9 protein-coding genes and 1 pseudogene are annotated in these 12,954 nt (G+C 69.2%); 4 read left to right on the top strand and 6 right to left on the bottom strand.

Annotation, left to right across the window (positions count from 1 at the left end; all coding sequences use genetic code 11):
• Positions 1-83: 83 nt before the first annotated feature.
• The 5 genes and pseudogenes from AAG688_RS06250 to AAG688_RS06230 all read right to left on the bottom strand — a co-directional run bounded on the left by AAG688_RS06250 (position 84) and on the right by AAG688_RS06230 (position 6,220).
• Positions 84-1,214 carry a polyamine ABC transporter substrate-binding protein gene (locus AAG688_RS06250; protein WP_411834502.1) on the bottom strand — a complete coding sequence of 377 codons (1,131 nt, stop codon included), beginning with the start codon at positions 1,212-1,214 and terminating at the stop codon, positions 84-86.
• Between the two features lie 176 nt (positions 1,215-1,390).
• Positions 1,391-2,500, bottom strand: coding sequence for a polyamine ABC transporter substrate-binding protein (locus AAG688_RS06245; RefSeq protein WP_411834501.1), 1,110 nt, complete (start codon positions 2,498-2,500; stop codon positions 1,391-1,393).
• A gap of 71 nt (positions 2,501-2,571) precedes the next feature.
• Complete coding sequence (locus AAG688_RS06240; protein ID WP_411834500.1) at positions 2,572-3,936, bottom strand: aspartate aminotransferase family protein; 1,365 nt, start codon at positions 3,934-3,936, stop codon at positions 2,572-2,574.
• Between the two features lie 131 nt (positions 3,937-4,067).
• Positions 4,068-5,454: pseudogene (locus AAG688_RS06235) on the bottom strand (glutamine synthetase family protein).
• 7 nt (positions 5,455-5,461) lie between these two features.
• The gene (locus AAG688_RS06230) at positions 5,462-6,220 is read right to left on the bottom strand and encodes a gamma-glutamyl-gamma-aminobutyrate hydrolase family protein (protein ID WP_411834499.1); all 759 of its coding nucleotides are present in this window, start codon (positions 6,218-6,220) and stop codon (positions 5,462-5,464) included.
• 210 nt (positions 6,221-6,430) lie between these two features.
• On the opposite strand from AAG688_RS06230, the gene AAG688_RS06225 reads away from it, so the two are divergent.
• From AAG688_RS06225 to AAG688_RS06210, 4 genes are all read left to right on the top strand, one after another.
• On the top strand, positions 6,431-7,822 hold the full coding sequence (locus AAG688_RS06225) for a glutamine synthetase family protein (RefSeq protein WP_411834498.1): 1,392 nt from the start codon (positions 6,431-6,433) through the stop codon (positions 7,820-7,822).
• Between the two features lie 154 nt (positions 7,823-7,976).
• Entirely contained in the window at positions 7,977-9,269 is a 1,293-nt protein-coding gene (locus AAG688_RS06220) for an NAD(P)/FAD-dependent oxidoreductase (protein WP_411834497.1), read from the top strand.
• A 101-nt stretch (positions 9,270-9,370) separates the two neighbouring features.
• Positions 9,371-9,859, top strand: a complete 489-nt coding sequence (locus AAG688_RS06215) for a bacteriohemerythrin (RefSeq protein WP_411834496.1) — start codon at positions 9,371-9,373, stop codon at positions 9,857-9,859.
• Between the two features lie 69 nt (positions 9,860-9,928).
• Positions 9,929-11,326: a diguanylate cyclase gene (locus AAG688_RS06210; RefSeq protein WP_411834495.1), complete on the top strand. Its 1,398-nt coding sequence runs from the start codon at positions 9,929-9,931 to the stop codon at positions 11,324-11,326.
• 18 nt (positions 11,327-11,344) lie between these two features.
• Here the strand turns inward: AAG688_RS06210 and AAG688_RS06205 are convergent, their stop codons facing one another.
• Positions 11,345-12,847: an aldehyde dehydrogenase gene (locus AAG688_RS06205; RefSeq protein ID WP_411834494.1), complete on the bottom strand. Its 1,503-nt coding sequence runs from the start codon at positions 12,845-12,847 to the stop codon at positions 11,345-11,347.
• Positions 12,848-12,954 lie beyond the last annotated feature (107 nt).

Genomic DNA, 12,954 nt, shown 5'->3' with positions numbered 1-12,954 from the left:
TGCTGCTGCCCCCGGTCGCTTGCCCGCTTGCAGGCGCCGTGGCGGTTGAACGAACAGGGCAGGCTCGTGCCTGCCCCGAGATTTCAGCGACCGCGCTTGAGCTCGGTCCAGAGGTTGGTGTACTGGCGATCCACTTCCGGCGGGATGATCGCGAAGGTGAACAGCTTGGCCTCGACCTCCGGCGGCGGGTAGATCGTCGGATCGTTGGCGATGTCCTGATCCATCAGTTCCTTGGCCTTCGGCACCGCGTTGGGGAAGCTGATGAAGTTGGAGTTGCTGGCCATCACCTGCGGGTCCAGCAAATGGTTGATGAAGGCGTAGGCGGCCTCGACGTTCTTCGCGTCCTTGGGGATGGCCAGCATGTCGAACCACTGCGGCGCACCCTCCTTCGGGATGGCGTAGGCGATGTCCACGCCGTTGCCGGCCTCGGCGGCGCGGTCGCGCGCCTGGATGATGTCGCCCGACCAGCCCACCACTAGGCAGATGTCGCCGTTGGCCAGCGCGTCGATGTACTGCGAGGAATGGAAGTTGCGGATGTACGGGCGGATGCTCTTGAGCAGCCGCGCGGCCTTGTCGATCACGGCCGGGTCGGTGCTGTTGGGATCCTCGCCGAGGTAGTTCAGCGCGATCGGCACGATTTCCGACGGCGTGTCGAGCAGGGTCACGCCGCAGTCCTTCAGCCTGGCGAGGTTCTCCGGCTTGAACACGATGTCCAGGCTGCCGGCGATTTCGGTGCTGCCGAACGCCGCCTTGACCTTGTCCACGTTGTAGCCGATGCCGGTGGTGCCCCACATGTACGGCACCGCGTACTGGTTGCCCGGGTCCTGGTTCTCCAGGCGCTTCATGATCTCCGGGTCGAGGTTGGCGTAGTTGGGAAGCTTCGACTTGTCCAGCGGCAGGAACACCCCGGCCTGGATCTGCCTGCCGAGGAAGTTCATCGTCGGCACCACCACGTCGTAGCCGCTGGAGCCGGCCAGCAGCTTGGTCTCCAGGATCTCGTTGCCGTCGAACACGTCGTAGGTGACCTTGATGCCGGTCGCCTTCTCGAAGTTCGGGATCGTGTCCTCGGCGATGTAGTCGGACCAGTTGTAGACGTTGACCTGCCCGCCCTTGCCGGCGGCGGTGCGCGGCGAATCGGCGCTGGCGGCGTCGTCCCTGCCGCAGGCGGCCAGGCAACAGAGGGCGAGAAGAAGGGCGGGTGTGCGTGACTTCATCGTGTTCTCCCGTGACGGCATGACTGGAATGTCGGTGGGCGGAGCGCCGGTTCCCAGGATGCGGGGGCGATCCGTCGTGCGATGACAGCGACTGCGGTTGCGATGGCCGGTTCCTTCCGCTTGCGCCTCGTGTTGCCTCCCCTGCCGCGCCGCCCGGGAGCGGCGCGGTGCGATGTTCAGCGCCCGGTCTTCAGCTCGGTCCAGATGCTGGTGTACAGGCGATCGATTTCCGGCGGCAGCACCGCGAAGGTGAACAGCTTGGCGTCCACCTCGGCCGGCGGGTAGATGGTCGGATCCCCGCTGATTTCCGCGTCCACCCGCGGCAGCGACGCCGGGATGGGGTTGGGATAGGTGACGTAGTTGGTGTTGGCCGCGGCCACTTCCGGGGTCAGCAGGTAGTTGATGAAGGCGTAGGCGGCCTCGACGTTCTTCGCGTCCTTGGGGATGGCCAGCATGTCGAACCACTGCGGCGCGCCTTCCTTCGGAATCGAATAGGCGATGTCCACGCCGTTGCCGGCCTCGGCGGCGCGGTCGCGCGCCTGGATGATGTCGCCCGACCAGCCCACCACCAGGCAGATGTCGCCGTTGGCCAGGTCGTTGATGTAGGACGAGGAATGGAAGTTGCGCACGTACGGGCGGATGCTCTTGAGCAGCGCCGCGGCCTTGCCGATGACCGCCGGGTCCAGGCTGTGCGGATCCTCGCCCAGGTAGTTCAGCGCGATCGGAATCAGTTCGGACGGCGTATCCAGCAGGGTCACGCCGCAGTCCTTCAGCCTGGCGAGGTTCTCCGGCTTGAACACGATGTCCCAGCTCTCGGTGAGCCCGGTGTCGCCGAAGACGGCCTTGACCTTGTCCACGTTGTAGCCGATGCCGCTGGTGCCCCACAGGTAGGGCACGGCGTACTGGTTGCCCGGGTCCTGCAACGCGATGCGCTCGAGCATGGCCGGATCGACGTTGGCCAGGTTGGGGATCTTCGACTTGTCCAGCGGCAGGAACACGCCGGCCTGGATCTGCCGGCCGAGGAAGCTCAGCGACGGCACCACCACGTCGTAGCCGCTGGAGCCGGCCAGCAGCTTGGTCTCGACCATCTCGTCGCTGTCGAACACATCGTAGGTGACCTTGATGCCGGTCGCCTTCTCGAAGTTCGGGATCGTGTCCTCGGCGATGTAGTCGGACCAGTTGTAGACGTTGAGGCGGCCTGCGTCCTTGCCGCCTTCGCCGGCCTTGTCGCCGCAGGCGGTCAGCGCGATCGCGCCGGCCAGCATTGCCATCAGTCGAAGCTTCATCGGTGTCGTTCCTGTTCGTGTCCGGTACCTGCCGCCATCATACGCCGTGGCCTGCGGCCGTTCAGCGGCGCCTACAGTCCCAGCGCATCGGCGGTCTCGTCCAGCGCCTTCCACGCCTTCACGAACAGCTCGTCCACCTGCCCACGCTCCAGGATCAGCGGCGGCGACAGCAGCATCGCGTCCCAGGTGGCGCGCAGGATCAGGCCGTTGCGCAGCGCGTTGTCGCGGCACATCACCCCGACCGCGCCGCGCTCGGGGAAGAAGGCGCGCTTGCGCTTGTCCGGCACCAGTTCCAGCGCGCCGACCATGCCGGCGATGCGCGCCTGCCCGACCAGCCGGTGCTCGCCCAGTTCGGCCCAGCGCTGCGCCAGGTAGGGGGCGATTTCGTTCTTCGCGCGCTCGACGATGCCTTCTTCCTGGAGGATGCGGATGTTCTCCAGCGCCACCGCCGCGCACACCGGGTGGCCGGAATAGGTGGCCCCGTGCGCCAGTTCGCCGCCCTGCTCCTTCAGCACGCCGGCCACCCGATCGTTGAACATCGCCGCGCCCAGCGGGATGTAGCCCGAGGTCAGGCCCTTGGCCACCGGCATGATGTCCGGCTGGAAGCCGAAGTACTGCGAGCCGAACCACTCGCCGGTGCGGCCGAAGCCGCAGATCACCTCGTCGGCGATCAGCAGCACGTCGTACTGGCGGCAGATGCGCTCGATCTCGGGCCAGTAGGTGCGCGGCGGGATGTAGACGCCGATCGCGCCCATGATCGGCTCGCCGATGAAGGCGGCCACGCGCTCCGGCCCCAGTTCCAGGATCTTCTGCTCCAGCCGGCGCGCGGCCAGCAGGCCGTACTCGTCCTCGGACAGGTCGCCGCCGTCGCCGAACCAGAACGGCGGATCGATGTGGTGGATGTCCGGGATCGGCAGCCCGCCCTGCTTGTGCATGCCCTTCATGCCGCCCAGGCTGGCGCCGGCCATGGTGGTGCCGTGGTAGCCGTCGTGGCGGCCGATGAAGACGTTCTTGCGCGGCTGGTCCTGCACCGCCCAGAAATGCCGCACCAGCCGCAGGATGGTGTCGTTGGCCTCGGATCCGGAATTGACGAAGAACGAATGGTTGATGTCGCCCGGCGCCAGTTCGGCCAGCTTGGCGGCCAGCGCGATGGTCGGCTCGGTGGTGCACTGGAAGAAGCTGTTGTAGTAGGCCAGCTCGGTCATCTGCCTCGACGCCGCCTCGCCCAGTTCCCTGCGGCCGTAGCCGATGTTGACGCACCACAGGCCGGCGAAGGCGTCGAGCAGCTTGTTGCCCTCGGCGTCCCAGACGTAGCAGCCCTCGCCGCGGGTCAGGATGCGGGTGCCGCGCTTGGCCAGCGCGGCGTTGTCGTTGAACGGGTGCAGGTGGTGGGCCGCATCGAGCTGCTGCAGGGTGCGAATGTCGGGTCGGGTCATGGGTGCTCCACAGCGATGCCGGTTGCGGGAGTGGTTCGGTGATGCCGGTTGTGGGAGCGACGTCAGTCGCGACGGGTCATCGGTAAAGCTTCATCGCGACTGACGTCGCTCCCACGGGGAAGGTTTGCAGGTCAGACGTTCAGCAACAGGAACTCCCGTTCCCACGAGCTGATCACCCGGAAGAACGTCTCGTACTCCTTGCGCTTGACCGATACGTAGGCGCGCACGAAGCGCGGCCCCAGCATCTCGCGCAGCGGATCGCAGGCCTCCAGGTCGTCCAGCGCCTCGCCCAGCGAGCGCGGCAGCTCGAAGCCCAGGTCCTGCGCGCTGCTTGCCAGCGGCGCGGTCGGCTGCAGCTTGCCGCGCATGCCCAGCAGGCCGCAGGCCAGGGTCGCCGCCATCGCCAGGTAGGGGTTGGCGTCGGAGCCGGCGAAACGGCTCTCCACGCGGGTGTTCTCCAGCGTGTCCATCGGCACGCGCAGGCCGCAGGTGCGGTTGTCGTAGCCCCACTGCACGTTGATCGGCGCCACCTGCCCCAGCGCCAGCCGGCGGTAGGAATTGACGTTGGGCGCGAAGAACGCCATCGCCATCGGCACGTACTTCTGCAGGCCGGCCAGGTAGTGGCCGAAGCGCGCGCTCTGCCGGGTCAGGCTGCGCCCGGCGAAGATGTTGCGGCCCTGCGCGTCGAGCACGCTCTGGTGGATGTGCATCGCGCTGCCCGGCTCGTTCTCCATCGGCTTGGCCAGGAAGGTGGCGTAGATGCCGTGGCGCATCGCCGCCTCGCGCATGGTGCGCTTGAACAGGAACACCTGGTCGGCGCGCGAGAGCGCGTCGTCGTGGGTGAAATTGACCTCCAGCTGCGCCGCGCCGGACTCGTGGATCAGCGTGTCCACGTCCAGCTTCATCGCCTCGCAGTAGTCGTACATCAGGTCGAGGATGGGATCGAACTCGTTGACCGCGTCGATCGAGTACGACTGCCGCGCCGTTTCCGGACGCCCGGAACGGCCGGCGCGGTTGCAGCGGGAAGTCCGGGTCGGTGTTCTTCTGCACCAGGAAGAATTCCAGTTCCGGCGCCACCACCGGGCGCAGGCCCTCCTTCGCGTACTCGGCCAGCACGCGGCGCAGCACGTTGCGCGGCGCCAGATCGTGCGGCTGGCCGTCCTTGGTGAAGCAGTCGTGGATCACCTGCGCGGTCGGGTCGGCCGCCCACGGCACCATCCGCACCGTGTCCGCGTCCGGGCGCAGGAACATGTCCGAGTCGGATGGCGAGGTCAGCTCGTAGTAGTCGTCCGGGTAGTCGCCGGTGACGGTGGTGGCGAAGATGCCCTCGGGCAGGCGCGTGCCGTAGTCGTGGCTGAACTTGTCGGCCGGGATGATCTTGCCGCGTGCGTTGCCGGTGATGTCCGGCACCAGGCATTCGACCTCGGTGATGCGGTGGGTCTTGAGCCAGCGCCGCAGCGAACTCTCGGACGGTTCGGCGGACGGCTTGCGGCGGCGGGGCTTGGGCGAGGGGCTCATGGGGGACTCAGTGAGGATCGCGGCGGGCGGCGCGCGCGCGGCAGGCGTCGCCGAAGGCGCGGAAGATGCCCAGGTAGAACGGATTTTCGGCGACCTTCCACTCCGGGTGCCATTGCACCGCCAGCAGGAAACCGTCGCCGTCGTGGCGGAACGCCTCGATCAGGCCGTCCGGCGCGGTCGCCTCGACGACCAGCCCCTGCCCCAGCCGCGCGATGCCCTGCCCGTGCAGCGAGTTGACCCTCGCCTCGCCGCCGCCGGCGATGCCGGCCAGCAGGCCGCCGGGAAGCAGGCTGACCGCGTGCGCGGGGCCGTACTGCACGTCCAGCGGCGCCTGGGGATCCTCGCGGTGATCCATGAAGCCGGGCTGCTCGTGCACCTTCTGGTGCAGCGTGCCGCCGAAGGCGACGTTGACCTCCTGCAGGCCGCGGCAGATCGCCAGCAGCGGCACGCCCATCTCCAGCGCCAGCGGGATCAGCGGCAGCGTCGAGGCGTCGCGGCGGGCGTCGTGCAGGTTGCCCTCGTAGCTGGGTTCGTCGCCGTAGTGGTGCGGCTCGATGTTGCTCAGCGCGCCGGTCAGCACGATGCCGTCCAGCCGTTCCAGCAGTTCCCGCCACGGCAGCGGCGGATCCAAGGTCGGCAGCGCCACCGGCAGCGCCTGCGCGCCGTCGACCACCGCCCGCACGTACTTCTCCCCGACCGTCAGGTACGGGTGCGGACCGAGGATCTTGTGATCGGTGGGCAGACCGACCAGAGGCAGGCGGGTCATGGGAACGCTCTGGGAAGGCGTGCCGGCAACTTAACCCGGCCGTTTTATTTTTACAACACGGGGGCAAGCAACCCGACCCCATCCGCCAGCGCAATGCCTTGCTGCACTGCGATTGGGCTGGCGGGCACGGTCCTGGCCTGGACTTCCGTTGAGTATTCTTGACACCCCTCCCGCTCTGCTAAGCTGCCGCGAACCGCCGGTGACGCGCCCATGACCCGCAGCCACGCCGCTCCAGACGCCTCTTCCCTGCCCGCCGAGGACCTGCGCACGCTGGCCTCCCTGCCCGACTGCGAACACGTCGACCTGCTGCTGCCCGACATGAACGGCCTGCTGCGCGGCAAGCGCATCGTGCGCGCGGCGTTGGAGAAGGTCTACGCCGACGGCGTCTGCCTGCCGATGTCGCTGATCGCCACCGACATCACCGGCAACACCGTCGAGGAGACCGGGCTGGGCTACGACATCGGCGACGAGGATCGCATCTGCCGGCCGGTGCCCGGCTCGCTGCGCGCGGTGCCGTGGACGCCGCGCCCGGGCGCGCAGTTGCTGCTGGCGATGGAGGACGGCCACGGCGGCACCTTCGAGGCCAACCCGCGCGAGGTGTTGCGGCGCGTGCTGGCGCGCTTCGCCGAACGCGGGCTCACGCCGGTGGTGGCGGTGGAACTGGAGTTCTACCTGTTCGACCAGCGCGCCGGCGCCGACGGCCGCCCGCGCCCGACGATCAACCCGTCCACCGGCCGCCGCAACAGCAGCACCCAGGTCTATTCGATGGAGGACCTGGACGACTACCGCGGCTTCACCGACGCGGTGGCCGCCGCCTGCCGCGCGCAGGACATCCCCGCCGACACCGCGGTGGCCGAGTACGCGCCGGGCCAGTTCGAGATCAACCTCAAGCACCGCGACGACGCGCTGCTGGCCTGCGACGACGCCGTCTACCTCAAGCGCGCGATCAAGGCGGTGGCGCAGCAGCAGGGCGCGCAGGCCAGCTTCATGGCCAAGCCGCTGGCCGGACAGGCCGGCAGCGGCATGCACATCCACGTCAGCCTGCTCGACGGCGAGGGCCGCAACGTCTTCGCGCCCGCGCACGAAGACGCGCCGGCCGACGCGCTGCGCCATGCCGTCGGCGGCCTGCAACGCAGCCTGGACGACTGCCTGCTGCTGTTCGCCCCGCACGCCAACAGCTACCGGCGCTTCGTGCTCAACGCCTTCGTGCCGCTCAACGACGCCTGGGGCTACAACAACCGCACCGTCGCCATGCGCATCCCGCACAGCGACGCGCGCAACACCCGCATCGAGCACCGCATCGCCGGCGCCGACGCCAACGTCTACCTGGTCACCGCCGCGGTGCTGGCCGGCATGCTGCACGGGCTCGAACACCGCTTCGATCCCGGCCCGCCGGTGGCCGGCAACGCCTACGCGCAGACTGAAGTGCGCACGCCCCACTGGCGGCAGGCCATCGCCGACTTCATGGCCAGCGAATTCGTGCAGGCGCAGTTCGGCGAGCGCTTCCGCCACATCTACGGCCAGCAGAAGCTCAAGGAGATGCACAGCTTCTACACCGAGGTGACGGATCTGGAATACGCGTGGTACCTGCGGTCGGTGTGAGCGCATGGCGAGCAACAGCCGGATTGTTCGCCAATCCTTCTCCTGCTTGCGGGAGAAGGCGTCCCGAAGGGACGGATGAGGGCGCTCTTGCACACCTTTTCGTCCGAACGGCGCGAATCCGCCCGTGAGATCTGCAGCGGCGACAGAATCCAGCATGAAAACCTCCGCCTCCCGTGATGCCTATCCACCGAGCTGGTACGCCGCCAGCGCCGCGCCGTTGCCGCCGCAGCCGGCGCTGCAAGGCGACCTCGACGCCGACGTCTGCATCCTAGGCGCCGGCTACACCGGCCTGACCGCCGCGCTGGAGCTGGCCGAGGCCGGCCACCGCGTCGTCGTGCTGGAAGCGCAGCGCATCGGCTGGGGCGCCTCCGGGCGCAACGGCGGGCAGGTGCTGGCCGGCTTCGGCTGCGAGCAGGACGCGCTGGAGGCGCTGGTCGGCGCGCAGGACGCGCGCCGGCTGTTCGATCTCTCGCGCGAGGGCATCGCCCGGCTGCGCGCGCGCATCGAGCGCCACGCGATCGCCTGCGACTGGCGCGACGGCCACGCCAGCGTGCCGCTGAAGCCGCGCCAGGTGCAGGCGCTGCAACGCTGGCAGGCGCACATGGCGCAGGCCTACGACTACCCGATGCAGTGGTGGAGCCGCGATCAATTGCGCGCGCAACTGGCCAGCGATCGCTACCTGGGCGCGGTGTACGACCCGCACAGCGGCCACCTGCATCCGCTCGAGTACGCCTTCGGCTTGGCGCGCGCGGCGCTGGCGGCGGGCGTGCGCATCTTCGAGCACTCGGCGGTGGTCGAACTGGCGCGCGAGCCGCGCCCGCGGCTGAAGACCGCGCAGGGGCAGGTGCGCGCGGATTTCGCCGTGCTGGCCGGCAACGCCTGGCTGCGCGGCGTCGCGCCGGAACTGGAGTCGCGGATCATGCCGGTCGGCACTTACATCGCCGCCACCGCGCCGCTCGGCCAGGCGCGCGCGCGCGAACTGATCCGCAACGACATGGCGGTGGCCGACGTGAACTGGGCCCTGGACTACTTCCGCCTCGGCCGCGACCACCGGCTGCTGTTCGGCGGCCGCGCCAGCTATTCGTCGCTGCCGCCGCCCGACCTGCGCGGGGTGATGGCGCGGCGGATGCGGCGGGTGTTCCCGCAACTGGCCGAGGTGCCGATCGAGTACCTCTGGGGCGGCTACGTGGACATCTCGCTCAACCGCGCCCCGCACTGGGGACGGCTGACGCCCAGCGTCTACTTCGCCCAGGGCTTCAGCGGCCACGGCGTGGCCGCCGCCGGGCTGGCTGGCCGGCTGATCGCCGAGGCGATCGGCGGCCAGTCCGCGCGCTTCGATGCGTTCGCCCGCATCCCGCACGCGCCGTTCCCGGGCGGCCGCGCGCTGCGCACGCCGCTGCTGGTGGCGGCGATGGCCTGGTTCAAGCTGCGCGACGCGCTGTGGTGACGCCGCTTCCCGCCTTCCGATAGACCGGATTGATTGCAATCAATGCCGCCGCGCCGCCCGCCCCCTAGCCTTGCCCGGCATCCAAGAGCGGGAAGGCAATCATGGCACTGCTGATCTGGCAGGACGATCTGAACACCGGCATCGAGGTCATCGACCAGCAGCACCGGCGCATCATCGAGATGATCAACCACCTGCACGTCACCCATGCCAACGCCGGCGCCGGGCGCCTGGTCGTCGGCGAGGTCATCGACGAGCTGGTGGACTACACGCTGTCGCACTTCGCCTTCGAGGAGGCGCTGATGGAGGACGCCGGCTACACCTTCTGCCATGCCCACCAGCGCGTGCACGAGATCTTCACCAAGCGCGTGTCCGAGTACCGCATGCGCTTCCAGGCCGGCGAGGACATCACCGACGAGCTGAAGAGCATGCTCTCGCGCTGGCTGTTCAACCACATCCGCAACGACGACAAGGCCTATTCCGAATCGGTGCGGCGGCACCTGGACCGCTTCGCCCGCGAGCACGAGGGCGGCAACTGGCTCAAGCGTTCGGTCAAGCGCCTGTTCAGCCAGCAACCCGCCATGCGCAACTAAAGTCCAGCCGGAGACGGCCGATAGGGTGACCAAGTCTTCCGTGCAGTCCCCTGCACATCCGGATGCCCGATGCAGTTGATCTTCCGCAACACCACGCCAGCCGGCAACGACGCCCTGCCCCAGCGGATCCTGCTGGTGGAGAACTCGCGCGCCTATACCCAGGTGGTCTGCGAGGCGATCCGGCAGAAGCTGGGCCTGCCGGTCACCGTGGTCGCCACCCTGGCCGAGGCGCGGGCGGCGCTGCAGTCGCGCGAGGACTGGTTCATGGTGCTGACCAGCCTGGTGCTGGCCGATGGCACCCGCGACCAGGTGGTCGAGTTCTTCCTCTCGCAGGGGCTGCCCACCGTGGTGGTCAGCGGCGTCTACGACGAGGACCTGCGCCAGCAGGTGCTGGGCCGGCAGATCGTCGACTACGTGCTGAAGAACACCCCCGGCAGCATCGACTACCTGGTCTGGCTGGTGCAGCGGCTGGAACGCAACCGCCGCATCGGCGCGCTGGTGGTGGACGACTCGCGCTCGGCACGCGCCCATTCGGCCAGCCTGCTGCGCCTGTACGGCTTCCGCGTGATCGAGGCGGCCGACGCGCAGGAGGGCATGGCGGCGCTGGAGGGCGATCCCGGCATCCGCCTGGCCATCGTCGACCAGGAAATGCCCGGCATGAAGGGCGACGAGTTCACCCGCCAGCTGCGCGTGCGCCACGCCCGCGACCACCTGGCCATCATCGGCATCTCCGGCACCCAGAACGCCTCGCTGATCCCGCGCTTCCTCAAGAGCGGCGCCAACGACTTCCTGCACAAGCCGTTCTCGCGCGAGGAGTTCTTCTGCCGCGTGTCGCAGAACATCGACCAGCTCGAACTGATCGGCACCCTGCAGGACCTGGCCACCCGCGACTTCCTCACCGGCCTGCCCAACCGGCGCAGCTTCCTGCAACAGAGCGAGGAGAAGCTGCCGCAGTGGCAGGCCGAGTCGCTGCCGGTGACCGCGGCGGTCATCGACGTCGATCACTTCAAGCACATCAACGACACCTGGGGCCACGAGGCCGGCGACTGCGCGCTGCGCGCGCTGGCCGCCGTCATCGTCGGCCATACCGGCGACGCCGCGCTGTCGGCGCGCTTCGGCGGCGAGGAGTTCTGCATGCTGGTGCCGGGACTGAGCGATGCGCAGTCGTGGAGCTACTTCGACGCGCTGCGGCGCAAGATCGAGGAAATGGAAGTGACCCTGCCCGGCAGCGGCGTCACCCTGCGGATGACCGCCAGCATCGGCGTCTACCGCACCCAGTCGCACGACGACCGCCTGCACATGCTGCTGGGCGAGGCCGACCGCCACCTCTACCTGGCCAAGGCCGACGGCCGCAACCGCATCAACACCGACGGTCATTCCGAGAGCGAGACCCCGCAAGCGGGCCCGCGCACGTCGCGCTATGGCGAGAGCCTGCCCTACGTGCAGGCGGCCGCGGCGACGGGGTGAGGCGGGCCTTGCCGCGCCTCAATCGCCCAGGTTGATCCAGGTCGCCTTGATCTCGGTGTACTTGTCGAAGGCGTGCAGCGACTTGTCGCGGCCGTTGCCGGACTGCTTGTAGCCGCCGAACGGCGCGGTCATGTCGCCGCCGTCCCAGTAGTTGACCCACACGCTGCCGGCGCGCAGCCGGCGCGCGACGCGGTGCGCGCGCGAGACGTCGCGGGTCCACACGCCGGCGGCCAGGCCGTACTGGCTGTCGTTGGCGTAGCGCAGCGCCTGCGCCTCGTCGTCGAAGGCGATCACCGACAGCACCGGGCCGAAGATCTCCTCGCGCGAGATGGTGTGTTCGTGGGCGACGTTGTCGAACACCGTCGGCTCGATGTAGCAGCCGCCGTCCACCGGCCCGACCCGGTTGCCGCCCAGCACCAGGTCGGCGCCCTCGGCGCGGCCCCTGTCGATGTAGTCGAGCACCCGCCTCGTCTGCGCCTCGTCCACCATCGCGCCCATCGGCGCGCCCGGTTCCAGCGGATGGCGCGGCTGCATCGCGCGGCCGGCCGCGACCACGCGGGCGACGAACTCGTCCTTGATCGCGCGCTCGACCAGCAGCCGCGAGGCCGCCGTGCAGACCTCGCCCTGGTTGTAGAAGATGCCGCTGGCGGCCGCCTCGGCGGCGCGGTCCAGATCCGGCGCGTCGGCGAAGACGATGTTCGGGCTCTTGCCGCCGCATTCCATGTAGGCGCGCTTCATGTTGGACAGGCCAGCGCATTGCAGCAGCCGGCGGCCGACCGCGGTCGAGCCGGTGAACACCAGCCCGTCCACGTCCATGTGCAGCGCCAGCGGCTCGCCGGCCGCCTTGCCGCCGCCCGGCACGACGTTGAGCACGCCGGCGGGCAAGCCCGCCTCCATCGCCAGTTCGGCCAGGCGCAGCGCCGACAGCGGCGATTTCTCCGACGGCTTGAGCACGACCGAGTTGCCGGTCGCCAGCGCCGGCGCCAGCTTCCACGCCGCCATCAGCAAGGGGAAGTTCCACGGCACGATCGCGCCGACCACGCCCAGCGGCTCGCGCGTGATCAGGCCCAGTTCGGCCGGGCCGGTCGGCGCGACCTCGCCGTAGACCTTGTCCAGCGCCTCGGCGGTCCAGTTGAAGCAGCGCACGGTCGCGGCCACGTCCACCTGGCGCGCGTCGGTGACCGGCTTGCCCATGTCCAGCGATTCCAGCAGCGCCAGTTCGTCGGCGTGGCGCTCGATCAGCGCGGCCAGCTTCTGCAACACCTTCTTGCGGTGCGTGGGCCGCGCACCGGCCCAGGCGCCGGCCTCGAAGCTGCGCCGCGCCGCCGCCACCGCGCGGTCGATGTCGAGCGCATCGCCATCGGCCACCTTCGCCAGCACGCGGCCGTCGATGGGGCTGACGCAGTCGAAGGTCGCGCCGCTGGCGGCATCGACGAAACGACCGTCGATGAAGGCCCGGGTGCGCAGGGAAAGGCCGTCGGCCATCGCCTGCCAGTCTTCGCGGGTGCGGGGTGCGCTCATGGTCAACGGCTCCTGTCTTGGCACCCTCCCCCGTTCACGGGGGAGGGCTGGGGTGGGGGCATGCCGGGGGAGGGGACACCATCCGGCCTCAAACCATCGTCCGGATT

Origin of the sequence: Pseudoxanthomonas mexicana, assembly GCF_046736355.1 — a bacterium.
Lineage (GTDB): Bacteria > Pseudomonadota > Gammaproteobacteria > Xanthomonadales > Xanthomonadaceae > Pseudoxanthomonas_A > Pseudoxanthomonas_A mexicana_B.
The sequence above is the reverse complement of the archived record's forward strand: the minus strand, read 5'-3'. Positions and strand labels throughout refer to the sequence as shown.

Bases quoted from the DNA above. Each gene is read 5' to 3' on its own strand.
- AAG688_RS06250 (WP_411834502.1), bottom strand. From the start codon at position 1,214: ATGAAGTCACGCACACCCGCCCTTCTTCTCGCCCTCTGTTGCCTGGCC.
- AAG688_RS06245 (WP_411834501.1), bottom strand. From the start codon at position 2,500: ATGAAGCTTCGACTGATGGCAATGCTGGCCGGCGCGATCGCGCTGACC.
- AAG688_RS06240 (WP_411834500.1), bottom strand. From the start codon at position 3,936: ATGACCCGACCCGACATTCGCACCCTGCAGCAGCTCGATGCGGCCCAC.
- AAG688_RS06230 (WP_411834499.1), bottom strand. From the start codon at position 6,220: ATGACCCGCCTGCCTCTGGTCGGTCTGCCCACCGATCACAAGATCCTC.
- AAG688_RS06225 (WP_411834498.1), top strand. From the start codon at position 6,431: ATGACCCGCAGCCACGCCGCTCCAGACGCCTCTTCCCTGCCCGCCGAG.
- AAG688_RS06220 (WP_411834497.1), top strand. From the start codon at position 7,977: ATGAAAACCTCCGCCTCCCGTGATGCCTATCCACCGAGCTGGTACGCC.
- AAG688_RS06215 (WP_411834496.1), top strand. From the start codon at position 9,371: ATGGCACTGCTGATCTGGCAGGACGATCTGAACACCGGCATCGAGGTC.
- AAG688_RS06210 (WP_411834495.1), top strand. From the start codon at position 9,929: ATGCAGTTGATCTTCCGCAACACCACGCCAGCCGGCAACGACGCCCTG.
- AAG688_RS06205 (WP_411834494.1), bottom strand. From the start codon at position 12,847: ATGAGCGCACCCCGCACCCGCGAAGACTGGCAGGCGATGGCCGACGGC.